A 26,060-nucleotide genomic window follows, 5' to 3' on the forward strand; every position below is an offset into this window, starting at 1 on the left:
GACACGGAACCGGCTGCGATAAAACCTTGAATCCGAAGCCGAGTAAATCGGCTTTCGCGGTGCGGCATCGCCTATCGCACTGCCGCACCGCGCAGCATCACGTCGAGCCCGACCGCCATCACCTTTGCCGATTCCACCATGTCGTCGATGCCGACCCATTCGTCGGGCTGGTGGGCAAGGTCGAGGATGCCGGGACCGTAGGCGATGCAGTCATGCAGATGGCCGATGCGCGCAATATGCTTCTGGTCGTAGGTGCCCGGCGAGATGACGTAGTCCGGCTCCTTGCCGAAGATTTCGCGAATGCCGGTCGCCACTGCCTCGACGACAGGCGTGTCGCGCTCCGTCATCAGCGGCAGGACTTCCATCAGGTCGCGGATCGCATAGTCGAACTTCGGCCGGTCGCGCTTCAGCCGTTCGAGGATGGACGTCACCTCGCTCTTGACCTCCGAAATGTCTTCCTCGAGCAGGAAACGGCGGTCGATGACCGTTCGGCAGGTGTCGGCGACATTGGGCGAGGGCAGGCCGGGGAAAAAGTCCTCGGTCTGCCCGCCATGGATCGAGTTGATGTTCATGGTCGACCGCCGCGCGCCTTCCGGCACGACCGGCATGCGCGTCTGCTTCTGGTCGAGCGCGGGAAAGAGCTCTTCCTCGAAGGCGTGCAGGACCGCGCCCATGTGGCGGATCGCCGAATCGCCGAGGAACGGCATCGAGCCGTGCGCGATGCGCCCTTTGGTCTCGATCTCGGCCCACCAAACGCCGCGATGGCCAAGGCAGATGCGGTCCTTGTTCAGCGGTTCGGGAATGATGACGTGATCGACACGCGGCTTGGAGAAATAGCCCTTGCCGGCCAGATAGGCGACGCCGCCATAGCCGCCCGATTCTTCGTCCACGGTCCCCGAAATCTCGATCGCGCCTGAAAAATCGGGATAGGTGGCCAGAAACGCTTCCGCCGCGATGATCGAGGCGGCAAGGCCGCCTTTCATGTCGCATGCGCCCCGCCCGTAGACGCGCCCGTCCCGCACGATGCCGGCAAACGGGTCGACGCTCCAGCCATGTCCGGCCTCGACGACGTCGATATGTGAATTGAAGTGAACAGTCGCGCCCGGCCCGCGCCCGTCATATCGCGCGATGACGTTGGTGCGGGGATAATGATCCGAATCGCCCGGCGTGCCTTCGCCGCGCACGAATTCGGCCTCGAAGCCGCTCCGCTTAAGCCGCCGGGCGATGTATTCGGCGCACGGCCGGTAGGCTTCGCCGGGCGGGTTGACGGTCGGATAGCGGATGAGGTCCTGCGTCAGTGCGACGAGGTCGGTGGTGCGGTCCTGAACCGCTCTCATAAGATGGTCGTTCATTGACATAAAGTGAGCCTCGTCCTGCGGCGTTTGGCAAGTGGGCATCGGCGGTTCCCACTGTTGGACCAGCAATTTTTAACGGGATGGCCGCACGTCAAGGCATGAACGTTCGTGCAGAACCGTTTTCTTGGCATAGCGTCTTCTGTAAGAGTTCACGGGTAGAGAAGGATGCTCATGACAACCCACCATCATCTCGACCTGTCCCGTCCGGTCTCCGACGAGGTGCGCAAGACGACCTGCTACATGTGCGCCTGCCGATGCGGCATCGATGTACATCTGAAGGACGGCAAGGTCCGCTACATCGAGGGCAACCGCGACCACCCGGTGAACAAGGGTGTCCTGTGCGCGAAGGGGTCGGCCGGCATCATGCAGCATTATGCGCCGGCGCGCCTGAAAGCGCCGCTGTTGCGCACCGGTCCGCGCGGCTCGGGCGAATTCAAGGAAATCTCGTGGGACGAGGCTTTGGCTCTCGCCGTCGAGTGGCTGGGACCGGTGCGCGCGCGCGATCCGAAAAAGCTCGCCTTCTTCACCGGCCGCGACCAGTCGCAGGCGCTGACGAGCTTCTGGGCTCAACAGTTCGGAACGCCGAACTATGCCGCCCATGGCGGTTTTTGCTCCGTCAACATGGCGGCGGCCGGCATCACGACGATCGGTGGCGCGTTCTGGGAATTCGGCCAGCCGGACTGGGACAAGACGAAGCTGTTCGTATTGTTCGGCGTCGCCGAGGATCACGATTCTAATCCGATCAAGATCGGCATTTCGAAGGTGAAGGCGCGGGGCGCCCGCTTCGTCTCGGTCAATCCCGTGCGCACCGGCTATTCGGCCGTCGCCGACAATTGGATCGGCATCCGGCCCGGCACGGACGGTCTGTTGATCCTCTCGCTCGTCCACGAACTCCTCAAGGCCCGGCGCATCGATGTGGACTATCTGATGCGCTATTCGAACGCGCCATGGCTGGTCGTCGACGCGCCCGGCAGCGCCGATCACGGCCTCTTCGCGCGCGACGGGGAAGGGCGGCCGCTTGTCTTCGAAAGCGTGACGGAACATGCGGTCCCGGCCGGCACGAAAGGCGCGCGCCCGGCGCTCCATGGACGCTATACGCTTCCCGACGGCCGCGCCGCGCGTCCCTCATTCGAGCTTCTGGCCGGCGAATATCTCGACCCGAAATACGCCCCCGAAGCCGTCGCGCGTGAAACCGGCATCGATGCGGAAACGATCCGCGGCCTTGCCGCCGAGATCGGCCGCGTCGCCTTCGACGAGGCGATCGAGATCGACCAGCCCTGGACCGACGTCAACGGCGTCAGGCACGCAAGCTTCGTTGGGCGGCCCGTGTCGTTCCATGCCATGCGTGGAATCTCGGCCCATTCCAACGGGTTCCAGACCGCGCGCGCGCTGCACATGCTTCAGGTGCTGATCGGCGCGGTGGATTGCCCCGGCGGGTTCCGCTTCGAGCCGCCTTATCCCAAGCCCGTCGAGGCGCATCCGCGCCCGCACGGAAAGGCCGAGCATTTCGGCTCCAACCAGCCGCTCTCCGGTCCGCATCTCGGCTTCCCGCTCGGACCCGAGGACCTGCTGATCGACGAAGACGGCAAGCCGACCCGCATCGACAAGGCGTTCTCCTGGGATGCACCGCTTTCAGCGCACGGCCTGATGCACATGGTCATCGCCAACGCGCATGCGGGCGATCCCTATCCGGTCGACGTGCTCTTTCTCTACATGGCCAACATGGCCTGGAACTCGTCCATGAACACGGCCGGCACCATGAAGATGCTGGAGGAAAAGGACGAGGAGACCGGCGAATACCGCATCCCGAAGATCATCTATTCGGATGCCTATTCGTCCGAGATGGTCGCGTATGCGGACCTCGTTCTGCCCGACACGACTTATCTCGAACGCCACGACTGCATCTCGCTGCTCGACCGTCCGATTTCGGAGCCGGACTCGGTCAATGACGCGATCCGCTGGCCGGTGGTCGAGCCGGACCGCCCTGGACATCAAGGGGTGCGCGCGTTCCAGAGCGTGCTGATCGATCTCGGCGCGCGGCTGAAACTGCCCGGTTTCGTGGATAATCACGGCAAAGCGATTTACGCGGACTATGCCGACTATATCGTCCGTCACGAGCGCCGGCCGGGCATCGGCCCGCTGGCGGGCTTTCGAGGAAGCGACGGTGACAGGGCCGGTCGCGGCGCGATCAACCCGGATCAGATCGAGCGCTACATCGCCAACGGCTCGTTCTTTTCGGCCCATATTCCGGCAGACGCGCTCTATTTCAAACACGCAAACCAAGCCTATCAGGACTTCGCCGTGAAAATGGGCTTCTTCGACAAGCCCCAACCGGTGACGTTCCAACTCTATTCGGAAATCCTGCAGAAGTTTCGCCTGTCGGCTGAGGGCGTGCGCGAGCCGGTCGCGCCGCTCGAGCATCGCGAGCGCATCCTTGCCGCCTTCACGCCCTTGCCGGCATGGTATGCGCCTTTGGAAGAAGCGGCGGTGGCGGCTGGCGATTTTCCCTATCACGCGATCACGCAGCGCCCCATGGCAATGTATCATTCGTGGGGTTCGATGAATGCGTGGCTGCGCCAGATCCACACGGCGAACCTGCTTTATGTGCCCGGCGCGATCTGCGACGAGCACGATCTGAAAGACGGCGACTGGGTCTGGCTGATCTCGCATCACAGCCGCATCAAGGTGCCGGTCGCGCGGTCGAACGTCGTCAATCGCGACACGATGTGGACGTGGAACGCCATCGGCAAGCGTGGCGGAGCATGGGCGCTGGACAAGGATGTACCGGAGGCGCGCAAGGGGTTCCTGCTCAACCATCTGATCCACGAATTGCTGCCGCCGAAGGGCGACGGCATGCGCTGGTCGAACTCCGATCCGATCACCGGACAGGCCGCCTGGTACGATCTGCGCGTGCGGATCGAAAAGGCCGAGCCGGGCGAAATCAGCGAACCGCATATGGCGGCCCAGAGCCGCAGGACCGAGCCGCCGAAAGAATTGCGCTACGGGCAGGAGTGGAGCGCATGATAGAATTTTTGCGCCAATCACCCGTACGCCGTCCGCTTCGCCTCCACCTCTCCCCCCGCCTGGGGGAGAGGTGGCCCGAAGGGTCGGAGTGGGGGTTGTTCGCTGCCGTAAGCGAAGAGGCGTTCGCATGACCTCGCTTCCCTCTCTCCCAACCCCCAAAAAGCTCGGACTCGTCATCGATCTCGACATCTGCGTCGGCTGCCATGCCTGCGTCGTTTCGTGCAAGGAATGGAACACGGGCGGCTATGGCGCGGCCCTGTCCGACCAGGACCCTTACGGCGCCGATGTGTCCGGCACCTTCCTCAACCGGATTCACTCCTTCGAAGTCCTTCCGGAAGGCGCTGAAAAGATTGGCGAAGCGGGCGATGCGCGCATCGTGCATTTCCCGAAGTCCTGCCTGCATTGCGAAGACGCACCGTGCGTCACGGTCTGCCCGACCGGCGCGTCCTACAAGCGGGCCGACGATGGCATCGTGCTGGTCGATGAGGATATGTGCATCGGCTGCGGCCTGTGTGCATGGGCCTGTCCATACGGCGCGCGTGAGATGGACGTCGCCGCCGGCGTCATGAAGAAATGCACGCTCTGCATCGACCGCATCTACAACGAGACGATGGAGGAAGTGGACCGCGTTCCCTCCTGCGTGCGCACCTGCCCGACAAATGCGCGCCATTATGGCGATCTGGCCGATCCCACCTCCGGTGTTTCGAAGATGGTCGCCGCGCGCGGCGGGATCGACCTTATGCCGGAGCAGGGGACGAAACCGGTCAACAAATATCTGCCGCCGCGCCCGCGAAAGCCGTTGGCCGAAAGCGCGATGCCGCTCGCGGAAAACTCGCCCGCCGCCAGCGGTTTCTTCGCGTGGCTCGACGGTATGCTGGAGCGAATCTGATGGCCGGAAACAGCAGTTCTCTAAGTTACCCCTCTCTGTCCTGCCGGACATCTCCCCCGCATGGGGGGAGATCACGCTCGTCATCGATGCAGGCTAATCTCGCCACTTGCGGGGGAGATGTCCGGCTGGACAGAGGGGGGCGCGTAAGGGCCGCAGCATTAACAGTTTTTCGGACGATCTGATGCACCCCGCGCTTTCCATCATCGTTTTCACTACGCTTTCCGGTTTCGGGTATGGGCTTGCGGCGGTTCTCGGCTTCGGTCTTCTCGACCCGCAGTTCGTCGCCACCAAGATCGCGCACATCCTTGCGCTGTTCCTGATCGCTGGCGGGCTTGCGTCCTCGACGCTCCATCTGGGCAATCCGCAACGCGCGTGGCGGGCCTTATCGCAATGGCGAACGAGTTGGCTGTCGCGCGAGGGCGTGCTGGCGATCGCGACTTTCATCCCGCTCTGCATCGCAGCCTACGGCGCAATCTTCCACGATCGCTACTTGCCGCTGCCGGGGATCATCGGCGCGATCATGTCCGGTATCACCGTCTACTGCACGTCGATGATCTACGCCTCGATGAAGTCCGTTCAGGCATGGCACACGCGGCTGACCCCAGCCACCTATCTGTTGTTTTCGGGAGCGGGCGGTGCTTTGCTGGGTGTCGTCTTCGCAGTCATCAGCGGTTCGGGCGTGCTGTTCCTGATGTTTCTGTCCGTAATTTTCCTTGCGGCCGCATGGGCCGTGAAGTCGCGCTGGCGGCGACGGATGGAAAGGATGCAGCCGCTGTCCACGCCTGAAAGCGCGACGGGTCTCGGTTTCATCGGCGAGGTGCGCCTGTTCGAGCGGCCGCACACAAACGACAATTATCTGACCCGGGAAATGGGGTTCCAGATCGCGCGCAAGCACGCGGCCAAGCTCGTCCAGATGAGCTACATGCTCGGCGGCGTCGTTCCCGTCGTCTTGCTGATGCTGACATTGGTTGCGGGTGCCGCCGCTTATGCAGTAGCCATCACGTTCGTCACGCTTGCCGTGATCGCGCATTTCGCAGGCGTGTTCGTGGAACGCTGGCTGTTTTTCGCCGAGGCGCGCCATGCCGTCATGAATTACTACGGACGGTGAGACGTAAAACTCAGTCGGCCCAGCGCTTGTGGAACCACATCCACTGGCCGGGATGCTCGCGCACCCAGCCTTCGACGATGTCGTTCATCATCTGGCAGCTTGCATGGATATCGATTGCGCCGGCTTCGTTGCGCGGCAGTTCGATCTTGTCCTGAAGTTCCAACCGGAAACGATTGCCCGGCAAACGAATCGAGCGGGCCGGATAGACGTCGCACTCGAATTGCCGCGCAAGCTTCGGGACCAGCGGGTTGGTGCGGCATTCGCGCCCGAAGAAGGTCGTTTTCTGGCCCTTGTGGAATTTCTGATCGACCAGAACGCCGACATTGCCGCCTCTGTCGAGCACGCGGGCGAGCGCGAAGGCGGCCCCTGCGCGCGAGGCGAGCAGGTCGCCCATCGTGTCGCGGCGCGTGTTGAGGATGTATTCGGCCATATACGGGTTGTTCGGCGCGCGGAACAATGCGGTCACCGGCAGGTCGTAGGCCGCCGCCGCGATCGGCAGAAGTTCGAAATTTCCCGAATGCGCGGTGAAGATGATGTGCGGGCGTTTCTCCTCGCGGATGCGCAGGAAAATCTCCTCGCCGATCACCTCGGTCCGGCCCGGCGGCATGCCCGGCTCGTGATCGAATATCTGGTCGAGAAAGACGTATTCGGCGGCCAGCCGCGCCATGTTGCCCCACATGTCGGAGGCGATTTCGGCGATTTCGGTTTCGCTCTTTTCAGGATAGGCGCGCCTCAGATTGTCGATGGCGACCTTGTGGCGGCTGACCTTGGGGCCGATCCGGCGCGCCGTGCGGTCAGCAAAATCGAGCGCCTTGTCGGCGGGCAGCTTGCGCAGCCCCCAAAGAATACCCATCGCCAGCCGCGCGGTCGTCCAGTGCTCGGCGGTCTTCAGCGCGCCGGCGAACCGATAGGCCAGCGGCCGCAGGAAGCCCGGCAGCCGGTCGCCCTTCATGACACGCGCAGGATGATCTTGCCGAAGACATCGCGGCCTTCCATGCGCTGCAAGGCGGTGTCGATGCCGTCGAAATCGACTTCCGTGTCGATAACCGGCGAAACGTGGCCGGCGGCCATTTTCTGCATGGCATCCGCCATGTTCTCCATCCGGCAGCCGAAGGAGCCGAGGATTTTCAGTTGCTGCTGGAAAAGCTGCATCAGGTTCATCGAGGTCGACACGCCGGAGGTCGAGCCGCAGGTGACGAGCCGCCCGCCGCGCTTCATGCACAGCATGGAGCGCGCCCATGTGTCCGCGCCGACATGCTCGAAGACGACATCAACGCCCTTTTTCTTCGTCAGCTTGCGCACCACGCCTTCGAAGCGGTCGTCGCGATAATTGATGACGTGATCGGCACCCAGCGCCTTCGCCTTCTCGATCTTGGCGTCGGAACCGACGGTGGTGATGATCGTGCAGCCCATGCGCCTGGCAAGCTGGATCGCGGCCGAGCCGATTCCCGAACCGCCCGCATGGATGAGGATCGTCTCGCCCGGCTGGAGTTTCGCATTGTCGAACAGCATGTGCTCGACCGTACCGAAGGTGACGGGCGCGACCGCCGCGCCGATCTCGTCGACGCCGGGCGGGGCCGGGACCAAAAGGCGCGCCGGCAGGTTCATCTTTTCCTGCGCGAAGCCGTCGAGATGGAAGCCGTGGACGCCCGAGACGTGTTCGCACAGATTGTCGCGCTTTTCCCGGCAGGCCTTGCAAAGGCCGCAGGTCCGCGCGCCGTAGATCGAGACGAGCTGTCCTTCACGAAGGTTGGAGACGCCCGGTCCGACCCGGATGACCTCGCCCGAGGCTTCCGCACCGACGGTAATCGGCATCTTGCGCTTGGCGAAGGCCATGCCGCGCCAGCCCCACACGTCGATATGGTTGAGCGCGACGGCGCGGATGCGCAGCGTGACCTCACCCTGGCCGGGCGCACCGGGCTCGGCAATGTCGACGGTTTCGAGGCGGCGATCCTCGATCAGTTGCAATGCGCGCATGAAATTCCTCACTTAGCCAAACGAAGCAGGACAGTGCCAGAGGGGGCAAAATCGGGCGCAAACTGAGCCCGCGTCTTGGAAAAGGCCACCTAGAACGGTTCGCGCGCCATGACAAGGCACGTATTCTGGCCGCCGAACCCAAAGGAATTCGACAGGACCGTCTTCACATCGGCGTCCCGCTTGACGTTGGGCACGACGTCGAGATCGATCGCCGGGTCGGGATTGTCGTAATTGATCGTCGGCGGCAGCACGCCTTCGCGCATCGTCATGAGCGAGAAGACCGCTTCGACGGCGCCGGCGGCCGAGAGCGTGTGGCCGATCATTGATTTGTTGGACGAGACGGGCATGCGCTTCAAATGGTCGCCGAAGACGGTCGAGAGCGACAAATGCTCCATCTTGTCGTTTTCGGGCGTCGAGGTGCCGTGCGCGTTGACGTAGGAGATGCCGTCCTGGCCGAGGCCGGCATCGTCGAGCGCCGCGCGGATCGCGCCGATGGCAGGCGAGCCGTCCGGCTTGGAGCGCGTGCGGTGAAAATCGTCAGCCTTTTCCCCGCAGCCGCGCAGGACGCCCAGCACCGTCGCGCCGCGCGCTTTCGCGCTTTCCAGCGATTCCAGAACGAGCGCCGCGCCACCTTCGGCCAGCACGAAGCCGTCCCGATCTTTGGAGAATGGCTTCGAAGCTTTCGTGGGGTCGTCATTTGCCGTGGACAGCGCGGACAGAAGCGAAAACCGGATCAGTGCCTCGGCCGTTGCCGAACCGTCCGCGCCAATGGCCAGCGCACGCTCGCATTCGCCGCGCCGGATCGCCTCGACGCCGAGCTGGATCGCGGTCGCGCCCGAGGCGCAGGCCGTGGACAGCGTGATCGGCATGCCGCGCGTGCCGTATTTGTCGGCCAGCCGGTCGGCGATGGTGGCGAATTGCGCGTCCTCGAAGACCCTCGCGGTCAACCGTTCCCGCGCGACCTTCAGGAGGCGCTGGTAGCCCTGTTCCTCGTCGTCCGATGCGTAGAGCGACAGGCGATCCTGCCAGCCGAGCTCGACGGGCGGGGAGGCGAGGAATAGCGGTCCGTCGAATGCGCTTCGCGAGATGCCGGATGCGCCGATCGCCTCGTCGGCTGCCAGATCCGCCAGTTCCAGCGTCAGCGCGGACGCGCCCTTGCTGCTCGAATCGAGATAGTCGACCGTCCCGCAAATGGTGGTGGCGAGGTGGTCGATCGGAAAGCGCGCGATGGGGTGGATGCCCGAGCGACCTGAGGTGAGCGCCGTCCAATTGTCCGTAACGCCCTGGCCGAGCGACGTGACGACGCCGATGCCGGTGACGGCGACGATAGGACGTCCCAGATGATCCGTGGTCTTCACGTCGATCTCCTCTACGCCTTCGAAAGGGACGCCGCGCCCTCGAAACGATTGTAGCCGATCGCGGTGGCGACGACGCGTTCGGGAGATCTGGAGGCCGGTGTCTCGTTTTCAGGATCGAAGGGCGGATAGGCCGCGTCGTTCGTCAAAGCCAGCGCGGCGAGCGCGACCGCGAACGGAAACTGCGCTTCCTTCATGTGGCCGGTCAGCGTCGAGAAGGCGCGGACCGCGTGGCTGCCCTGTTCGCGCAACGCCAGTCGTTCGGCGCCGGTCGCGGCATGCGCGCCGGATGCGCCCGAAATGACGAGTTCCGTTCCGTCCACATCGGGCAATGAGCGCAACAAGCCGGAAACGGCCGCGGCAAAATCGGTGTCCTGCCGGCGCGCCCGCCCGGACGCGACCGCGTCGATCCGGGCATAGGCCGTGCGACCGCGCTTTTCGGCATGATCGCGGGATTCCAGCACGAGAAACGCGCCGCCCGATCCGGTGATGACGCCGCCGCCGTCGTTCGCGCCGCGTTGCCAGACGGACTTCCAGCGCTTGCGGTGAAGATAGCCGCCCAGTTCGTAGCCGAGCAGCATGTCCGGGTGTTCGGTCTGGAAAGCGCCGCCGACGAGAAGGTGCGAGGACTGGCCCGAGCGGATGCGCGCGGCGGCCGTCTCGATCGCGGCTACGCCCGCGCCCTCCTCGCCCATGAAAGTACGCGAGGAGCCCGTCACCTTGTGGACGATGGAAATGTTGCCGGCGAGCAGATTGGAGAGCTGCGCGAGGAAAAGCGTCGGGCGCAGTTCCGTCGTCAGCTTCTCATTGACCAAGAGGTCGCGGTCGTTGCGCGTCAGCGACGCATCGAGAATGGCTTCGTCGACGCTCGTATCGCGTTCGCCCCCGCCCGCCGCCACGATCATGTCCATCGAGGCGCAAAGCGCTTCGTCGTCCTTGATTCCGGCATCGGCAAGCGCCAGCCCGGCCGTATAGGTGCCGAGCCGCTGCCAGGTTTCCATCTGGCGCTGGTCGCCGCGCTTGGGAATCTGTTGGCTCCAGTCAAGCTGGGGCAGGGGGTGCACGGTGTAGGGCGCGAAGCGCTCGCCGTCGAAGACGGCTTTGGCGTTGCCTGACGACAGCACCGACCAGTGCGTGTCCGTTCCTTCGCCGAGGCAGGAAACCAGACCGATTCCAGTGATGACGACGTCGTTCGCTGTCATGCGCCCGCCGTCCCGTCAGGCCGCCTTGGCGGCGACGAGCTGGTCGATCTTGGCGCAGAGGTTTTCCATGACGAAGTATTCCTCGGTCGAGGCCTTTCCTTCGTTGACTTCCTGCGTCCACTTTTCGAGCGGGATCTTGATCCCGAATTCCTTGTCGATCGCGAACACGATGTCGAGGAAGTCGAGCGAATCGATGCCCAGATCGTCGATCGTGTGGCTCTTCGGCGTGATGGTCTCGCGCTCGATCTCGCTCGTTTCGGCGATGATATCGGCAACCTTGTCGAATGTGGCTGTCACTTGATGTCCCTCGATCGAGGTTGAAGAAAGAGAAGGTTCGCGCGCTCTCTAATCGGTTTTTGACGGCAGGAAAAGGGCGCTGCCGAAATTGCCGGAGAACTGTCAGTTGAAGACGATGCGTCCGACCGTTTGCAGGGCGCCGTCATGGGCGGTGACGATGATCGCTTCGCCTTCGCGGGGCCGCGTGCCCAAAACCGCATCGACATAGCTGTCATGCGTGACCATCACGAGAATGCCCGAACCCGTATAGGCTTCGATTTCCTCGATCAGTCTTTGCCGGCGCGCATCGGCCTCCTCGCCGTCGGCGTCGAACGGATCGAGCCAGTCCACCGTTTCGACCAAGGATGCGCCGAAGGCGAGTTCGGCGGTATCCCTGGTCCGGCAGTACCTGCTGGAGAAGATCTCCTCGACCGGTGCGGCGCGCGCGGCGAAAAGCGCTCCGATTCGCCGCGCCTGCTGGCGGCCGCGCTCGGAAAGATTGCGCTGCGTGCGGCATGATTCGATGTCAAACGCGGCAGGTTCTGTGGCACCGGGAGCGTTCGCATGGTTCAAAAGCACGACCTGACCTCCGTTGCGCAGCAACGCCCATCCCGCCTCCGTCGCCGCCGCCGGAAGTGCGAGGGCAAAGGAAAGGATGGTGATGATCAAGGTGCGGTACATGTAGGCTCCGGAACTGGTTTGGCCTTTTCTATATAGGTCGACCCTATCCGATCGAAACCTCGCGGTCGCCGTCCGATTGTCGCGACCGGCGGTTGCGATGCAGCGAAGCGCGCGCTACTGCGGTTCCATGTCGCCTTTGACCGAAACCACCGCCTTTGTGTTCGGGCTCGTCGCGCTCGGCTACGTGTCGGGCTGGACGGGGTTGTTGAAAAGCTCCATCGGCGATGCGCTGACCGCGTTCGCGGTATCCGTTGCGGTTCCGATTTTGCTGTTCCGCACGATCATCGAGGCCGATTTTTCGGGAGCCGCGCCGCTGACGCTCTGGGCCTGCTATTTCTTCGCCGTCGCGGTGGCGTGGGTGACGGCGCAGGTGCTGACGAGCAAGGCGTTCGGCCGCGATGCGCGCGCCAGCGTCGTGGGCGGCGTCTCGGGGTCGTTCTCCAATCTGGTGCTTCTCGGCCTGCCTCTGATTCAGGGGATTTTCGGCCGCGAGGGGCTAGAGGTCCTGTCCCTGATCGTCGCGGTCCATCTTCCGATCATGATGGCGGCGTCGATCGCGCTGTTCGAATGGGCCAATCGCGGCTCGGCGGAGGCGAGCCCCGGCGTGGCGGTCATCATCCGCGATTTCCTTTATAAGCTGGTCGCCAATCCGCTGATCGTCGGCATCCTCGCAGCGCTCGTGTGGCGGCTTGTCGGCCTCGAAATGCCCGCGCTGGGGCAGCGTTTCGTCGATACATTCGCCAATCTTGCGGGCCCCGTGGCGCTGTTCGCGATGGGCCTTTCGCTGCGGCGCATGGGAATTTCGGGCAATGTGAAGGCGGGACTGGCCTTGTCTTCCGTCAAGCTTTTCGTGATGCCCGCGGCGGCGCTCGGCGCCGCGTGGGTGCTCGACCTGTCGCCTCTGGTAGCGATGGTCGCGGTGACGGCCGCCTCGCTGCCCACGGGCGTCAATCCGTATCTGATCGCGACCCGCTTCGGGACGGGACAGGCGCTTGCCTCCAACGTCATGACGCTTTCCACGGCGGCGGCGGCGGCGTCCACGCTGTTCTGGCTTGCCGTGGCTCAACGCCTTTTTGCCTGAACAGCTTGGTCCTTTGGGCGCGTTGCCTTACATCTCTCCCCGACCGACAAGACGAACCAGTTCGAGGGAGAGCGCCATGCTCAAGAAGACCAGTCACTTTCTTCGCGAGGCCAACCTGATCGGCGGCGAATGGGTCCAGGCCGATTCCGGTGAGACCATAGACGTCACCAATCCCGCAAACGGCCAGAAGATCGGCACCATCCCTAAGGGTGGCGCTGCCGAGACGCGCCGTGCGATTGAAGCCGCGCACGAGGCGTTCAAGTCCTTTCGCAAGACGAGCGCGCTCGACCGTTCGAAGATGCTGCGCAAGCTCCACGACGCCCTGATGGACAATCAGGACGCGCTTGCCGAGCTTTTGACGATGGAACAAGGCAAGTCCCTGACCGAATCGAAGGCCGAGATCGGCGCGTCCGCCGCCTATATCCTCTGGTTCGCCGAGGAAGCGCGCCGCGCCTATGGCGATGTGATCCCGTCGCCATGGACGGACCGGCGAATCCTCGTCACGAGGGAGCCGGTCGGCGTGGTCGCCGCCATCACGCCATGGAACTTCCCGTCCTCCATGTTGTCGCGCAAGATCGGCCCGGCGATCGCGGCCGGCTGCACCGCGGTCGTCAAACCGGCGACACAGACGCCCTATTCGGGGCTGGCCTGGGGTGCGCTTTGCGAGGAAGCCGGCATTCCCAAGGGCGTCGTCAACGTCGTTACCGGCGGCGCGAGCGAGATCGGCAAGGAATTGTCGACCAATCCGCTCGTCAAGAAGATCACCTTCACCGGCTCGACGGAGGTCGGCAAGATTCTGATCGGTCAGTCCGCATCGACCGTCAAGAAAGTGTCGATGGAACTGGGCGGCAATGCGCCGTTCCTCGTTTTCGACGATGCCGACATCGACCGCGCGGTCGAGGGTGCGGTCGCCGCGAAATACCGCAATTCCGGCCAGACCTGCGTGTGTACCAACCGCTTTTTCGTGCAGGCCGGAATTTATGACGAGTTCGTCGAGAAGTTCGCCAAGGCTTCGGCCAGGCTCAAGGTTGGTCCCGGTCTCGAAGCCGGTGTCCAGCAGGGGCCGCTGATCGACGTGAAAGCCGTCGAGAAGGTCGAGGAATTCGTTGCCGATGCCAAGGCCAAGGGCGGCAAGGTCGTCACCGGCGGCAACCGCCACGAGCTCGGCGGTTCGTTCTTCCAGCCGACCGTGATCGCGGACGCCAAGCCCGACATGAAATTCATGAAGGACGAGATTTTCGGTCCCGTCGCGCCCGTCTTCCGCTTCGAAAAGGAAGAAGAGGCCGTCGAACTCGCCAACGACACCGAATTCGGCCTCGCCTGCTATTTTTACACGGGCGATCTCGGCCGCGTCTTCCGCGTGATGGAGGGCCTGAAATACGGCATGGTCGGCGTCAATGAAGGTATCATCACGACGCCCGAGGCGCCGTTCGGCGGCGTCAAGGAATCGGGGCTCGGTCGCGAGGGCGGGCATCAGGGCATCGAGGACTATCTCGACACCAAATATGTCTGCATCGGCGGGCTCGGCCTCTAAGAAACGAAAAACGGCGTGGACGACTCAGTCGTCCGCGCCGTTCGACCGTCCGCCATCGTGAACGACCAGATGGCGCACGCGGCGCGCGCCATGTGTTTCGGTCGGCTCGATGATATCGGGTGCAAGGCTCGGCGTGCGCGCGCCGACATCGCGCAGCGGCACGGCATCGGGATCGATCAGCCGTGCTCCGTGGAGATCGAGCTGTGCCACTGGATGCGATCCGAGCCAGAACGGCCGTTCGTCGGCGCACAGAAGGCCGATGGTTCGCTGCACGCCGGGACCTGCATGCAGCGGCAACAGGAGAAGTTCGAAATCGGCCTCGCGTCCTTGACTGGTGCCTGCACGCGCGTCCAGCACGATCGTCGCCTGCTGGTTCAGGCTCGTTTCCACCAGCGCCGAAATGGTGACCCTGTCGTCGAAGCGCCACAGATCGCGAAAGTGCGTATGGCGCAGCTCCTGTCCGAACACCGAGCACAGACGCGTGCCCGCCAGCCGGAAGCGTACCGACCGGTCGTCGTCGAATTCGAGGATGAAGATGTCGGGCAGCCATTTGCGAATTGCCGTCGGGTCGATTTCCGACCGTGACGGCGCAGGGCGACCCGCGCGCAGCATGTTCCAATATCGGAACATCGCGGTCGTGCCGTCCATTCTCATCATCCAGCTCCTGTCCCGATCGTCTCGAAATGAAACGACTCGTGTCGTCGATGCTCTTTACATGGCCAAGGATGCAGGTCGCGTGCCACCCCTGTTAGGAGTTCTTAACGCCTCTCCGGCCCGTTAAGGTTAACGAATGGTTTCGATTGCCGCGCGAGCGACTTCGTGGGAACGTGAATTTACGGGAAGCAAGCGTTTCGACACTCCAGTCTCGAAACGGGGAGCACAGGGGCTCGATCTGGCCGTCTGAAGGCAAGCCTTCGGACGGCCTTTTTCTGTCGGCACGGGCTGGCGAAGAGGTATGCGTGCCTCTATGTGCGGTTGCATGCGCGAGACCATACGATGAACGACGCCCGCCCGATCGACCGTCCCGACGAAGGGGAGTGGCGCGAAACGCCGCCGCCGAAACGCGAGCCGGTTTTCAATCTCCCCATGATCGTCACCGTTCTGATCGTGCTTTGCGCGGGCATCCATGCCGTTCGCGAACTCGTCTTGACCGATCAGCAGAATATCGAACTTCTGGTCCGGTTTGCGTTCATCCCGATCCGCTATTCCGGCCTCTACGACATCGACATCTATGCCTGGGTCAGCCCGGTTACATATGCGTTCCTGCATGGCGGTGTGGCGCATCTCCTCGTCAACATGGTCTGGCTGGCCGCATTCGGCTCACCATTGGCGCACCGGATTGGCTGGGTCCGCTTTCTGGCGTTCTGGGTGTTCACGTCGGTGGCAGCCGTCGCCCTGCACTACATCCTGCATTCCGGCGACCCGACGCCGGTCGTGGGTGCATCGGGCGCGATCTCGGGCATGATGGGAGCAGCGGCGCGCTTCGCGTTCCAGGTCGACCGCTTTGCCGGAAAATCTGCCTTCCGTGGGCCGATCCTGCCCGTCGGCGTCGTGCTTCGCCATCGCATGACCTTCACGTTTCTTGCGGTCTGGTTCGTCATCAATCTGGCGATGGGAATCGGCTTTGCCGCGCCGGGCGTCGGGCAGATCGCCTGGGAAGCCCATATCGGCGGGCTGCTCGCCGGCTTTTTCGGTTTGAGCCTGTTCGATCGCCGCTGAAACCCTTGGAAAAGCGCGCGTTCTTGAAATAATGGCGCGGTGAGGGCACCATGCATCATTGTGCGCAAGGAGGAAGCCATGACCGTAAAAGCCATTCTCGATGCCAAGGGCCGTGACGTAATGACGGTCTCGCCCGACATCACGCTGGCCGAGGCGGCGCGCCTGCTTGGCGAAAAGCGCATCGGCGCGGTGGTCGTGACGGCGGATGGCCAGAAAATCGCCGGAATCCTTTCCGAACGCGATATCGTGCGCCAGATCGGCATCAACGGCGCGGCGGCGCTTGAGGAGCGCGTGTCGAGCGCGATGACCGCCAAGGTGCGAACTTGCCAGGACGGCCACACCGTCAATCAGGTCATGGAGATCATGACGCAGTCGCGCTTCCGCCATCTGCCCGTCGAGCGCGACGGCAAACTTGCCGGCATCATTTCCATCGGCGACGTGGTGAAGCGGCGCATCGAGGATGTCGAGCGCGAGGCCGAGGAAATCAAGCAATATATCGCGACCGCTTGAGAGCGGTGGCCGGGCATCGCGCCCGGCCTTGGCTCGTCAGCGATTATCCTGTTCGGCCCGGACGAGTGCGAGGCCCCGCCGCGTGACGCGATAAGGGCCGCCGCCTGACGAGGCGATCGCTCCCTTTCGTTTCAGCTTGCGGAAAAGCACCAGATCGACGCCCGGCAGACGCCAGCCGTCGCGCGTGAATGCCCTTACATCGTCGATCTTCTTTTCAGTCTTTTCGACCTCGATGCGCCCGCCCTGTGCGAGCAGGTGGAGAATGCGCTGTTCGGCGCGGGAAATGTCCATTTCGTGTGTCCGTGGAAAAGCCGGCGTAACGCCGATGAAAATCGCCGCGGCCGTTGGCACGGCGCGGTCGGTTCAGCTTTTCTGCCCTGCCTCAGGAAGAGGTCAGGGCCTTATCGGGACTCACTGGAATTGGACATAAAGGCTCCATGAAGGACGCAATGGATATAGAATCCATGGCCGGATTTGTCCATTGCCGGGCGACGTCGCCGCGCTCGACACTTGCCACCCGGCCTCGTTTGGACTAGCGACACGGCAAGGTCCGCGCACACCGCGTGCCCCATGTTTTTTACGAATTTACGCCAGGCATCCCATGACGCTCATCGACACCCGCACGCCCGACCCCAAGCGCCTCGTCTCCGGCGCGACCGGCGATTGGGAAATCATCATCGGCATGGAAATCCATGCGCAGGTGTCGTCGCAATCGAAGCTGTTTTCCGGTGCCTCGACCACCTTCGGCGCGGCCCCCAACGCCAATGTCAGCCTCGTCGACGCGGCCATGCCCGGCATGCTGCCGGTCATCAACGAGGAGTGCGTCAAACAGGCGATCCGCACGGGGCTCGGTCTGAAGGCGGAAATCAACCATCGCTCTGTCTTCGACCGCAAGAACTATTTCTATCCCGACCTGCCGCAGGGCTACCAGATTTCGCAGTTCAAGCAGCCGATCGTCGGCGAGGGCGTCGTCCAGGTGCAGGTCGGACCGGACCGCAAAGGCGAGTTCGAGGAAATCGAGATCGGCATCGAGCGCCTGCATCTGGAGCAGGACGCCGGCAAGTCGATGCACGACCAGCACCCGACCATGTCCTATGTTGATTTGAACCGCTCGGGCGTGGCGCTGATGGAGATCGTCTCGAAGCCCGATCTGCGCTCGGCCGACGAGGCCAAGGCCTATGTTACCAAGCTGCGCACGATCATGCGTTATCTTGGCACCTGCGACGGCAACATGGACGAAGGTTCGCTTCGCGCGGACGTCAACGTGTCCGTGCGCCGTCCGGGCGAAGAATTCGGCACACGCTGCGAGATCAAGAACGTCAATTCGATCCGTTTCATCGGACAGGCGATCGAGTCCGAAGCGCGTCGCCAGATCGCAATCCTCGAGGATGGTGGCAAGATCGATCAGGAAACGCGCCTGTTCGACCCGAACAAGGGCGAAACGCGCTCCATGCGATCGAAGGAAGAAGCGCATGACTACCGCTATTTCCCCGATCCTGATCTTCTGCCGCTCGAATTCGATCAGGCATATGTCGACGCACTCGCCGCGCATCTGCCCGAACTTCCCGACGACAAGCGCGCGCGCCTGATCGAGGGCCTTGGCCTTTCGGTCTACGATGCCTCGATCCTCGTCTCCGAAAAGGCGATCGCCGACTATTACGAAAAGGTCGCCGAAGGCCGCGACGGCAAGGCTGCCGCCAACTGGGTCATCAACGACCTTCTCGGCGCGCTGAACAAGGCCGGCAAGGACATCGCCGAATCGCCCGTTTCGCCTGATCAACTCGGCGCAGTCGTCGATCTGATCAAGGAAGGCGTCATTTCCGGCAAGATCGCCAAGGACCTCTTCGAGATCGTCTGGAATGAGGGCGGTGACCCGCGCGCTTTGGTCGAAGAACGCGGCATGAAGCAGGTGACGGATACCGGCGCGATCGAAAAGGCCGTGGACGAGGTCATCGCCGCGAACCCGGATAAGGTCGAGCAGGCAAAGGCCAAGCCCACTATGGCCGGCTGGTTCGTCGGTCAGGTGATGAAGGCGACGGGCGGCAAGGCCAATCCGCAGGCCGTCAGCGACCTCGTCAAGGCCCGGCTCGGCATTGAGTGATCAGTCCCTGATGTTCGTCCGCACGGTATCGAAGCGCGATGTTCAAGCCGTTCGCGATCTGCTGGTGGAGACGTGGCACGCGACCTATGACGTCATCTACGGTGCGGATCGTGTGACGCAGATCACCGACGAATGGCATTCGCTCGCCGCGCTGGAAGCGCGGCTCGACGTGCCGATGTCCGAGTTTCTGGTCGCCGACGATGGTGAGGCGATCGGCGGCATGGCGTTCGCCGACACGGTGGATGACGGCAAGACCCTCATGCTGCGCCAGCTCTATGTTCGCCCCGCTTTTCAGGGCAGGGGCATCGGCGGCATGCTGCTCGACGAGGTCGAGGGCTGTTTTCCCGAAGCTGCGCGCATTCGGCTGGAGGTCGAGGAGGCGAACGCAAAGGCGATCGCGTTCTATCTTGCACAGGGCTTTGCCCGGATCGGCGAGGCAAAAGGCGCGGACGGCGTTGTCGCCCTGATCTACGAACGCCCGATCGTTTGGGCTTGAGGCTTGTCATTACCGGCCCGGACAGCCATAAGACACGCAACAATTCAGCGCCCAGTTTTTCGGATTTGCGCATGTCCATGAAAACCTTCTTCACGCAGTTCTTCACCTGGTGGAACGGCCAGACCCTCGGCACAAGGTTCCACACCTGGCGGCACGGCAAGCCGGTGGGCGAGGACGAGTTCGGCAATCTCTACTATGAGGGCGGCGTCGACACCGAAGGGCGCACGCGTCGCTGGGTGATCTACAAGGACTACGCCGAGGCGAGCATGATCCCGCCCGGCTGGCATGGATGGATGCATCACCGCGTCGACACGCCGCCGCAGGACGACCATTATCAGCCGCGCGAGTGGCAAAAGCCGCACGAGCCGAATCTGACGGGCTCGCGCTTCGCCTATCGACCGAAGGGCTCTGTCGCATCGCAGGAAAAGCGCCCGCGCGTTTCCGGCGATTACGACGCCTGGACGCCCGGTAGCTGACGGTTGGATGCTTCGCTCTTGCCACAATCTGGCATTAGGCGGGAATCGTCGATCGAACGGAGCGGGACTTGGCCAAGATGAAATCCACGCTGGCAGTTGCAGTCGCGAGCATCGCGCTTGCGAGCGTATCGACGCTCGCTTTGGCCCAGTTCCAGTGGGTTCCGCCGCCTTCCGATGAGTATATCTACGAGGAGCCGGCCCAGCAGCCACCCTCGGACGAGTTCATCTACGAAGAACCCTCTCAGGAAGCGCCTTCCGATGGCTTCGTCTTCGAAGAAGCGCCGGTCGAGAATGCGCCTTTCGAAGATGCACCGATGATGGAGGAGGCGCCGACTGAAGTGCCGATCGAGCGGATCGCCAATCCGGTCGCCGAATTTTCCGGCATCGACAAGATCACCGGCCGAATCACGTCCTTCGACGTCTATGTCGATGAAACCGTCCAGTTCGGCGCGCTGCAGGTGACACCGCGCGTCTGCTACTCGTCGGGCGAGGGGCAGGAGCCGCGCACCGATGGTTTCGTGGAGGTCGACGAGATCACGCTCGACCGCAAGATCCGGCGCATCTTTTCCGGTTGGATGTTCGCCGAAAGCCCCGGCCTCAACGCCGTCGAACACGCCGTCTATGACGTGTGGCTGAAATCCTGCAAGGCACAGTCCGACGTGCCCGCGCCGGAAACGGCCGGCGGCTGAAGTTTTCAGGTTTTGCTGCGGGGATCACCCCTCACCCTTACCCTCTCCCCATGGGGAGAGGGGGCACGAGCGTTGCGGCAATCTTCCTTCTCCCCTTGGGGGAGAAGGTGTCGGCAGGCGGATGAGGGCGCTTCAAAGAGAAACGCGTCATTGTTGACACACTTTGGAAATGGCGATCCGATCAAAACCGCGCCGGCTCGCCGTCCAGCGCGCTTTCCAAAATAGCTTCGTATTTGCGTCTCGGCACATCGATCGCGCCGAAGCGCTTGAGATGCTCCGTCGTGAACTGTGTATCCAGAAGGTCGAAACCGTTCGCGCGCAATCGTTCGACCAGCGCGATAAGGCAGACCTTCGACGCATCCCGTTCGAAGCTGAACATGCTTTCGCCGAAGAAGACGCGCCCCAGCGTGACGCCGTAAAGACCGCCGACGAGCCGTTCGCCCTGCCATGCCTCGACCGTATGGCAATGACCGATCTCGAAGAGCTTCGCATAGGCTTCGCGGATCGGCCGGTTGATCCATGTATTCGGACGCCCCGGCCGCGCGGCCCCGCAACCTGAAACGACGCCGGCGAAATCCGTATCGAAGCGAATGTCGAAAACGCCGCTGCGCGCGGTCCGGGCAAGGCGGCGCGAAACGTGAAAATCGTCGAGCGGGATGACGCCGCGCAGTTCCGGCCGCACCCAGAAGATTTCCGGGTCGTCGGCGCTTTCGGCCATGGGGAACACGCCCGCCGCATAAGCGCGCAGCAAGAGGTCCGTCGGGATCGAGAAGCCGGGGGCGAAGGGTCGGGTCATGTCAACTCAACCCTCCGCCGCGTGTCAGGGCTTGGACGCGAGATACTTTTCCAGCCAGTGGATATCGTAGTCGCCATTGGCGATGTCCGAATTCCCGACGAGGTCGCGGAAGAGCGGCAGCGTGGTGTTGATGCCGTCGACGACGAATTCGTCGAGCGCCCTGCGCAGGCGCATCATGCACTCGACACGGTTGCGGCCGTGCACGATCAGCTTGCCGATCAGGCTGTCGTAATAGGGCGGGATCTTGTAGCCATTATAGACCGCCGAATCGACGCGAACGCCGAGCCCGCCGGGCGGGTGGAACGTCGTCACCGTGCCGGGCGAGGGCACGAAGGTGCGTGCGTCCTCGGCATTGATGCGGCATTCGATCGCGTGGCCGTTGAAGCGGATGTCGTTCTGCGTGACCGACAGCCCGCCGGCCGACGCGACGCGGATCTGCTCATGCACCAGATCGATGCCGGTGATCGCTTCGGTGATCGGGTGCTCCACCTGAAGACGCGTGTTCATCTCGATGAAATAGAACTCGCCGTCCTCGTAGAGGAACTCGATCGTCCCCGCACCGGAATAGCCGAGCCCGGCAACGGCCTTGGAGCAGATTTCGCCGATCCTCTCGCGCTCGGAGGCGTTGAGCGCGGGCGAGGTCGCTTCTTCCCAGACTTTCTGGTGGCGGCGTTGGAGCGAGCAGTCGCGCTCTCCCAGATGAACTGCGTTGCCGCGTCCGTCACCCAGAATCTGCACTTCGATATGGCGCGGCTTTTCGAGGTATTTTTCGATGTAGACGGCGTCGTCGCCGAACGCGGCACCCGCTTCCGAACGCGCGGTGCCGAGCGCGATCGCCAATTCGTCCTCGGAACGTGCGACCTTCATGCCGCGCCCGCCGCCGCCGGCCGACGCCTTGATGATGACGGGATAGCCGATCTCGGCGGCAATGCGCTTGGCTTCGTCCTCGTCGGTGACGCCCCCTTCCGAGCCGGGCACGACCGGAATGCCGAGACGCTTTGCCGTGCGCTTGGCCTCGATCTTGTCGCCCATCACGCGGATATGGTCGCCCGAGGGACCGATGAAGGTGATGTTGTGGGCCGCGAGGATGTCGGCGAACTTGGCGTTCTCCGAAAGGAAGCCGTAGCCTGGATGGATGGCGTCCGCGCCGGTGATCTCGCAGGCGGCGACGATCTGATGGATGTTCAGATAGCTGTCGCGCGAGGGCGGCGGTCCGATGCACACGCTCTCGTCGGCAAGGCGCACATGCATGGCGTCGGCGTCGGCCGTCGAATGAACGGCGACGGTCTGGATGCCCAGTTCCTTGGCGGCGCGCAGGATGCGGAGCGCGATTTCGCCGCGATTGGCGATGAGGATTTTCTGAAACATGGTCGCTCCTATTCGATCACGACCAGCGGCTCTCCGAATTCGACCGGCTGCGCGTCTTCGCACAGGATCGCGGTGACCTTTCCGGAGCGCGGGGCCGGAATCTGGTTCATGGTCTTCATCGCCTCAATGATAAGAAGCGTCTGGCCTTCCTTGACGGTCTGGCCGACCTCGATGAAGGGGCGCGCGCCCGGCGAGGGCGACAGATAGGCCGTGCCGACCATCGGGGAGGGGACGGCGTTGCGCGCCTGATCGGCAGCGCTTGCCGGCGCGGCGCGCTCTTCCGATGCAGCGGCGGGCGCGGCAAAGGACGGGGCCGGCGCAGCGGGAGCGGCATAAGCCTGCACCGCAGGAGCCGTCTGGCGCGAAACGCGGATGCGCAGATCGTCCTGCTCCACCTCGATCTCGGACAGGTTCGTGTCGTTGAGGATGCCCGCCAGGTCGCGGATCAGTTGCTGGTCTACGCCGGCTTTCTTGGTCGACATGAAATTTTGCCCTTCTTCTTGATTGTCTCCGGTCATAGCCGGGCGGCAAGTGCCTGGATTGCAAGGATGTAGCCGATCGGGCCGAAGCCGCAGATCACACCGGTCGCGACCGGGGCCACCATGGTCTTGTGACGGAATTCTTCGCGCGCATGGATGTTCGAAAGATGAACTTCGGCGATTGGGATGGATAAAAGACGCAGCGCGTCGTGAATGGCGATCGAGGTGTGGCCGTAGCCGGCCGGGTTGATGATCAGGCCCGCCGCCATGTCCGGCGCCTCCTGAATCCACGTCACCAGGTCGCCTTCCATGTTGGACTGGCGAAAGTCGATGTCGAATCCCAGCCTTTCCGCCTCTGCCCGGCAATCTGCCTCGATGTCGGCCAGCGTCTTTACGCCGTAGATGCCCGGCTCGCGCTTGCCGAGCATGTTGAGGTTTGGCCCGTTCAGGACGAGAATGGTTTTCGGCATCAATACTTTTCCGGATGCAGCGCCTCGCGCGCGGCGTCTCTTCTATAGTCGCCTTGGCCCGCAACGCAAAGGTTGCGGGCGCTATGCACCTCTTCAACAGGCGACAAACATGTCGAAAACTTGATTAGGACGGATTTTCGTCCCGCGTCTGCGCGATTTTCTCGGCCAGCACGTCGCGCCCCATGGCACCGAACACGACCTCGTTGCCGACGACATAGGAGGGCGTCCCGGTGATCGAGAGCTGGTCGGCAAGTTCGTACGTCTCCTGGAAGGCCGCGATGATGGCCGGATTTTCCATTTCCTGGCGCAAGGCCGCTTCGTCGGCATTATGGCGAATGGCGACAAGAACGGCTTCGTCCTCCGTCACGCGCGCTTCGCTTGCCATGAGGTCGCGGTGAAACGCGTCGTAGCTTTGCGGATAGAGGTTGTGGAAGGCCATGGAAACGACATGGGCGCGTTGCGAATCCGGCCCCAGAATGGGAAATTCCTTAAGGACGAAGCGCAAATCCGGGTCGTCCGCGACGAGCGCTTCCATGTCCGGCAGCGCGCGTTTGCAATAGCCGCAATTGTAGTCGAAGAACTCGACGATCGTCACCGATCCTTCCGGGTTGCCGATGATGCCGTCATGGTCGGCATTGAAGATGCGGTCGGCCGATTCCCGGATGATCTCGGTCTGGACGAGCCGCTGGCTTTCCATCTGCCTCGTCTCCAGCGCCTGCTGCACCTCGATCATGATTTCCGGGTTGGTCACGAGATAATCGCGCACGATCGCTTCGACGGCTGCGCGGTCGGGAGCGGCAGCGGATGCGACGGCGGGCGTGGCAAGGGCCGCGGAGGCGGGGGCCGATCCGGCCACATAGCCGGCGACGGCTGCGCCGATCGCGACGACCGCGCCGGCAGCGACTGGAATCAAAGCGTTCATCGTTTTTCCTTTCGGGCAGCCGTCAGTCCTGCGGCCGCTGATTGATGATGTCCTGCGCCCGCACATAGCTCGGCGAGCCGGGCTGAAGGCGCGATTGCGCGCGGGCGGCGAACTGCCGTGCCTCGCGGAAATTGCCCGCGTAATAGTGTCCTTCGGCAGTTGCAAGCTCTGCCTCGGCGATCTCGCCCATCTGGCCGTAAGCCTGCGCAAGATAGCGATAGGCACTCACATATTCCGGCGCGCGCGACAGCCCCTGGGTCAGCGCGTCGACGGCCTTCATCGGCGCTTCGGGGCCGCCGGCTGCCAGCAGCGCCTGGCCGAGGCCGAACTGCATGAAGCCGGAATTGTTCGGGTCGAGACGTCCGGCACGTTGGAAGGCGGTCACCGCATCCTGCGGGCGATTGCCGCGGATCAGCACTTCGCCGCGCAATTCATGGAAATAGGGGTTGTTCGGTTCGCTGGCGATCAGGGCGTCCACCTTTTGCAAGGCTGCGGCCGGCGAGCCGGTCAGATGCGTGACGATAGCGTCGCCATAGCGCGCGGGCATGCCGGTGGTGTCGCGGAAAAGGCGCGAGGTCGCGCTTTGTCCTTGCGTATAGGCCGCGATCTTGGCCCGCATCATGTCGTGCCGGCGCTGCAAAGCGGCCGGGTCCTCGCGACTGTAGAAGCGGCTCGCCTGCGCCAGTTCCTGAACGTTCTGGATACGCTCGCGCGGCAGCGGGTGGCTGATCTGGTAGGGGTCGATCTGCGCGCCCGTCAGCGAAAGCGTGCTTGCCATGCGTTCGAACGTCTTGACCATGCCGCGCGCGGACTGGCCGGTCTGTTCCAGATAGGTGATGGCGGAACGGTCGGCCGTCGCCTCTTCGCTGCGCTGATAGGCCAAAAGCCCGCGCCGCGCCATTTCGCTGCCGCCCATAGCAAGGCCCATGCCGCCCTGTGCAAGGCCGCCCGCGCCGGATGCCGCGCCGCCGATGGCAGCGCCGATGCCCAGAAGACCGGCGACGATCGCCATCGTCTGCGCCGTTTCCAACTGTTGGCGCAGACGTTGTTGGTGCCCGCCTGCGATGTGCCCGGCCTCATGCGCGATCACGCCGATGATCTCGTTGGGCGTCTCTGACGCCAGAAGCGCGCCGGTATGGATGAAGATGCGCCGCCCGGCGACGAAGGCATTGAACGAATTGCTGTTGACGAGGATGATCTCGATGCCCGACCGCGATAGGCCCGCCGCCTGAAGAACCGGGCCTGCATATTCGCGCACCAGCGCCTCGATTTCCGCGTCGCGCACCACGGGAATGCCGCCCCGCTGGGCATGCGCGGTCGAGACGGGCGCAAAAGTGAGTTGCGCGGCAAGCAGGCCGGTCGTCACGATCTTGAAAAGGCGTCCGGCAGTGCTCAGCATGGCGATTCCTCGAAAAACGTCCTGCAGGCTATCCGTAGTCCAGCGGCGACGCGATGGAAAGTCTCAGGCGAAACCCGCGCGGACTTGTGAACCCTCAGTCGATCGGGCATCTCTGCGACCCCTCCGTATTCAGGCCCGCCATATTCAGGAATA

The 26,060-nt window shown here is 63.3% G+C and carries 26 protein-coding genes; 11 read left to right on the plus strand and 15 right to left on the minus strand.

The genetic code is table 11. The features are described from left to right. Positions 1–71 precede the first annotated feature (71 nt). A complete protein-coding gene (locus tag GTW25_RS13260) occupies positions 72–1,352 on the minus strand; it encodes an acetylornithine deacetylase/succinyl-diaminopimelate desuccinylase family protein (protein WP_252912617.1) in 1,281 nt (426 codons plus the stop codon). A 174-nt stretch (positions 1,353–1,526) separates the two neighbouring features. Here GTW25_RS13260 and GTW25_RS13265 point away from each other — a divergent pair, with 174 nt between their 5' ends. From GTW25_RS13265 to GTW25_RS13275, 3 genes are all read left to right on the plus strand, one after another. Further along, positions 1,527–4,379, plus strand: a complete 2,853-nt coding sequence (locus GTW25_RS13265; RefSeq protein WP_252912618.1) for a molybdopterin oxidoreductase family protein — start codon at positions 1,527–1,529, stop codon at positions 4,377–4,379. 127 nt (positions 4,380–4,506) lie between these two features. Further along, complete coding sequence (locus GTW25_RS13270; protein WP_252912619.1) at positions 4,507–5,268, plus strand: 4Fe-4S dicluster domain-containing protein; 762 nt, start codon at positions 4,507–4,509, stop codon at positions 5,266–5,268. Between the two features lie 181 nt (positions 5,269–5,449). Continuing rightward, entirely contained in the window at positions 5,450–6,376 is a 927-nt protein-coding gene (locus GTW25_RS13275; RefSeq protein WP_252912620.1) for a dimethyl sulfoxide reductase anchor subunit family protein, read from the plus strand. Between the two features lie 10 nt (positions 6,377–6,386). On the opposite strand, the gene GTW25_RS13280 is transcribed toward GTW25_RS13275, so the two are convergent. From GTW25_RS13280 to GTW25_RS13305, 6 genes are all read right to left on the minus strand, one after another. Further along, positions 6,387–7,328 carry a lipid A biosynthesis lauroyl acyltransferase gene (locus tag GTW25_RS13280; protein WP_252912621.1) on the minus strand — a complete coding sequence of 314 codons (942 nt, stop codon included), beginning with the start codon at positions 7,326–7,328 and terminating at the stop codon, positions 6,387–6,389. Beyond that, a complete protein-coding gene (locus GTW25_RS13285) occupies positions 7,325–8,353 on the minus strand; it encodes a zinc-binding dehydrogenase (RefSeq protein WP_252912622.1) in 1,029 nt (342 codons plus the stop codon). The genes GTW25_RS13280 and GTW25_RS13285 overlap by 4 nt, the downstream gene beginning before the upstream one ends. An 89-nt stretch (positions 8,354–8,442) precedes the next feature. Then, a complete protein-coding gene (locus GTW25_RS13290; RefSeq protein ID WP_252912623.1) occupies positions 8,443–9,711 on the minus strand; it encodes a beta-ketoacyl-ACP synthase in 1,269 nt (422 codons plus the stop codon). A gap of 11 nt (positions 9,712–9,722) precedes the next feature. Beyond that, the gene (locus tag GTW25_RS13295) at positions 9,723–10,910 is read right to left on the minus strand and encodes a beta-ketoacyl-ACP synthase (protein ID WP_252912624.1); all 1,188 of its coding nucleotides are present in this window, start codon (positions 10,908–10,910) and stop codon (positions 9,723–9,725) included. Positions 10,911–10,925: 15 nt separating this feature from the next. Then, entirely contained in the window at positions 10,926–11,207 is a 282-nt protein-coding gene (locus GTW25_RS13300; protein WP_252912625.1) for an acyl carrier protein, read from the minus strand. Between the two features lie 102 nt (positions 11,208–11,309). Next, complete coding sequence (locus GTW25_RS13305) at positions 11,310–11,867, minus strand: histidine phosphatase family protein (protein WP_252912626.1); 558 nt, start codon at positions 11,865–11,867, stop codon at positions 11,310–11,312. Between the two features lie 127 nt (positions 11,868–11,994). Between GTW25_RS13305 and GTW25_RS13310 the strand changes: the two genes are divergently transcribed. Then, positions 11,995–12,948 carry an AEC family transporter gene (locus GTW25_RS13310; RefSeq protein WP_252912767.1) on the plus strand — a complete coding sequence of 318 codons (954 nt, stop codon included), beginning with the start codon at positions 11,995–11,997 and terminating at the stop codon, positions 12,946–12,948. A gap of 76 nt (positions 12,949–13,024) precedes the next feature. Continuing rightward, entirely contained in the window at positions 13,025–14,482 is a 1,458-nt protein-coding gene (locus tag GTW25_RS13315) for an NAD-dependent succinate-semialdehyde dehydrogenase (protein ID WP_252912627.1), read from the plus strand. 24 nt (positions 14,483–14,506) lie between these two features. Here GTW25_RS13315 and GTW25_RS13320 read toward each other — a convergent pair whose 3' ends face one another. Further along, on the minus strand, positions 14,507–15,130 hold the full coding sequence (locus GTW25_RS13320) for a PAS domain-containing protein (RefSeq protein WP_252912628.1): 624 nt from the start codon (positions 15,128–15,130) through the stop codon (positions 14,507–14,509). Between the two features lie 348 nt (positions 15,131–15,478). On the opposite strand from GTW25_RS13320, the gene GTW25_RS13325 reads away from it, so the two are divergent. Both GTW25_RS13325 and GTW25_RS13330 read left to right on the plus strand, forming a co-directional pair. Further along, positions 15,479–16,201 carry a rhomboid family intramembrane serine protease gene (locus tag GTW25_RS13325; RefSeq protein ID WP_252912629.1) on the plus strand — a complete coding sequence of 241 codons (723 nt, stop codon included), beginning with the start codon at positions 15,479–15,481 and terminating at the stop codon, positions 16,199–16,201. A gap of 78 nt (positions 16,202–16,279) precedes the next feature. Continuing rightward, a complete protein-coding gene (locus GTW25_RS13330) occupies positions 16,280–16,711 on the plus strand; it encodes a CBS domain-containing protein (RefSeq protein ID WP_252912630.1) in 432 nt (143 codons plus the stop codon). Positions 16,712–16,747: 36 nt separating this feature from the next. Here the strand turns inward: GTW25_RS13330 and GTW25_RS13335 are convergent, their stop codons facing one another. Further along, positions 16,748–17,002, minus strand: coding sequence for a YjhX family toxin (locus GTW25_RS13335; RefSeq protein WP_252912631.1), 255 nt, complete (start codon positions 17,000–17,002; stop codon positions 16,748–16,750). Positions 17,003–17,312: 310 nt separating this feature from the next. Here GTW25_RS13335 and gatB point away from each other — a divergent pair, with 310 nt between their 5' ends. From gatB to GTW25_RS13355, 4 genes are all read left to right on the plus strand, one after another. After that, the gene (gene gatB / locus GTW25_RS13340) at positions 17,313–18,812 is read left to right on the plus strand and encodes an Asp-tRNA(Asn)/Glu-tRNA(Gln) amidotransferase subunit GatB (RefSeq protein ID WP_252912632.1); all 1,500 of its coding nucleotides are present in this window, start codon (positions 17,313–17,315) and stop codon (positions 18,810–18,812) included. A 10-nt stretch (positions 18,813–18,822) separates the two neighbouring features. After that, positions 18,823–19,308 (plus strand): GNAT family N-acetyltransferase, encoded by a 486-nt coding sequence (locus tag GTW25_RS13345; protein WP_252912768.1) that lies wholly within the window; start codon positions 18,823–18,825, stop codon positions 19,306–19,308. A 77-nt stretch (positions 19,309–19,385) separates the two neighbouring features. Beyond that, on the plus strand, positions 19,386–19,784 hold the full coding sequence (locus GTW25_RS13350) for an NADH:ubiquinone oxidoreductase subunit NDUFA12 (RefSeq protein WP_252912769.1): 399 nt from the start codon (positions 19,386–19,388) through the stop codon (positions 19,782–19,784). A 314-nt stretch (positions 19,785–20,098) separates the two neighbouring features. Beyond that, positions 20,099–20,473 carry a DUF2155 domain-containing protein gene (locus tag GTW25_RS13355; protein WP_372493176.1) on the plus strand — a complete coding sequence of 125 codons (375 nt, stop codon included), beginning with the start codon at positions 20,099–20,101 and terminating at the stop codon, positions 20,471–20,473. Positions 20,474–20,654: 181 nt separating this feature from the next. Here the strand turns inward: GTW25_RS13355 and aat are convergent, their stop codons facing one another. The 6 genes from aat to GTW25_RS13385 form a co-directional block, all read right to left on the minus strand. Further along, on the minus strand, positions 20,655–21,269 hold the full coding sequence (gene aat, locus GTW25_RS13360; RefSeq protein ID WP_252912633.1) for a leucyl/phenylalanyl-tRNA--protein transferase: 615 nt from the start codon (positions 21,267–21,269) through the stop codon (positions 20,655–20,657). A 24-nt stretch (positions 21,270–21,293) separates the two neighbouring features. Beyond that, complete coding sequence (gene accC / locus GTW25_RS13365; protein ID WP_252912634.1) at positions 21,294–22,637, minus strand: acetyl-CoA carboxylase biotin carboxylase subunit; 1,344 nt, start codon at positions 22,635–22,637, stop codon at positions 21,294–21,296. A gap of 8 nt (positions 22,638–22,645) precedes the next feature. Next, the gene (gene accB, locus GTW25_RS13370) at positions 22,646–23,119 is read right to left on the minus strand and encodes an acetyl-CoA carboxylase biotin carboxyl carrier protein (protein WP_252912635.1); all 474 of its coding nucleotides are present in this window, start codon (positions 23,117–23,119) and stop codon (positions 22,646–22,648) included. Between the two features lie 32 nt (positions 23,120–23,151). Beyond that, entirely contained in the window at positions 23,152–23,586 is a 435-nt protein-coding gene (gene aroQ / locus GTW25_RS13375) for a type II 3-dehydroquinate dehydratase (RefSeq protein ID WP_252912636.1), read from the minus strand. A 124-nt stretch (positions 23,587–23,710) separates the two neighbouring features. Then, positions 23,711–24,508, minus strand: coding sequence for a DsbA family protein (locus GTW25_RS13380; RefSeq protein WP_252912637.1), 798 nt, complete (start codon positions 24,506–24,508; stop codon positions 23,711–23,713). A gap of 22 nt (positions 24,509–24,530) precedes the next feature. Further along, on the minus strand, positions 24,531–25,907 hold the full coding sequence (locus tag GTW25_RS13385) for a M48 family metalloprotease (RefSeq protein WP_252912638.1): 1,377 nt from the start codon (positions 25,905–25,907) through the stop codon (positions 24,531–24,533). Positions 25,908–26,060 lie beyond the last annotated feature (153 nt).

The organism is Aliihoeflea aestuarii, from assembly GCF_024105665.1.
In the GTDB taxonomy this organism is placed as follows: Bacteria; Pseudomonadota; Alphaproteobacteria; order Rhizobiales; family Rhizobiaceae; genus Aliihoeflea; species Aliihoeflea aestuarii.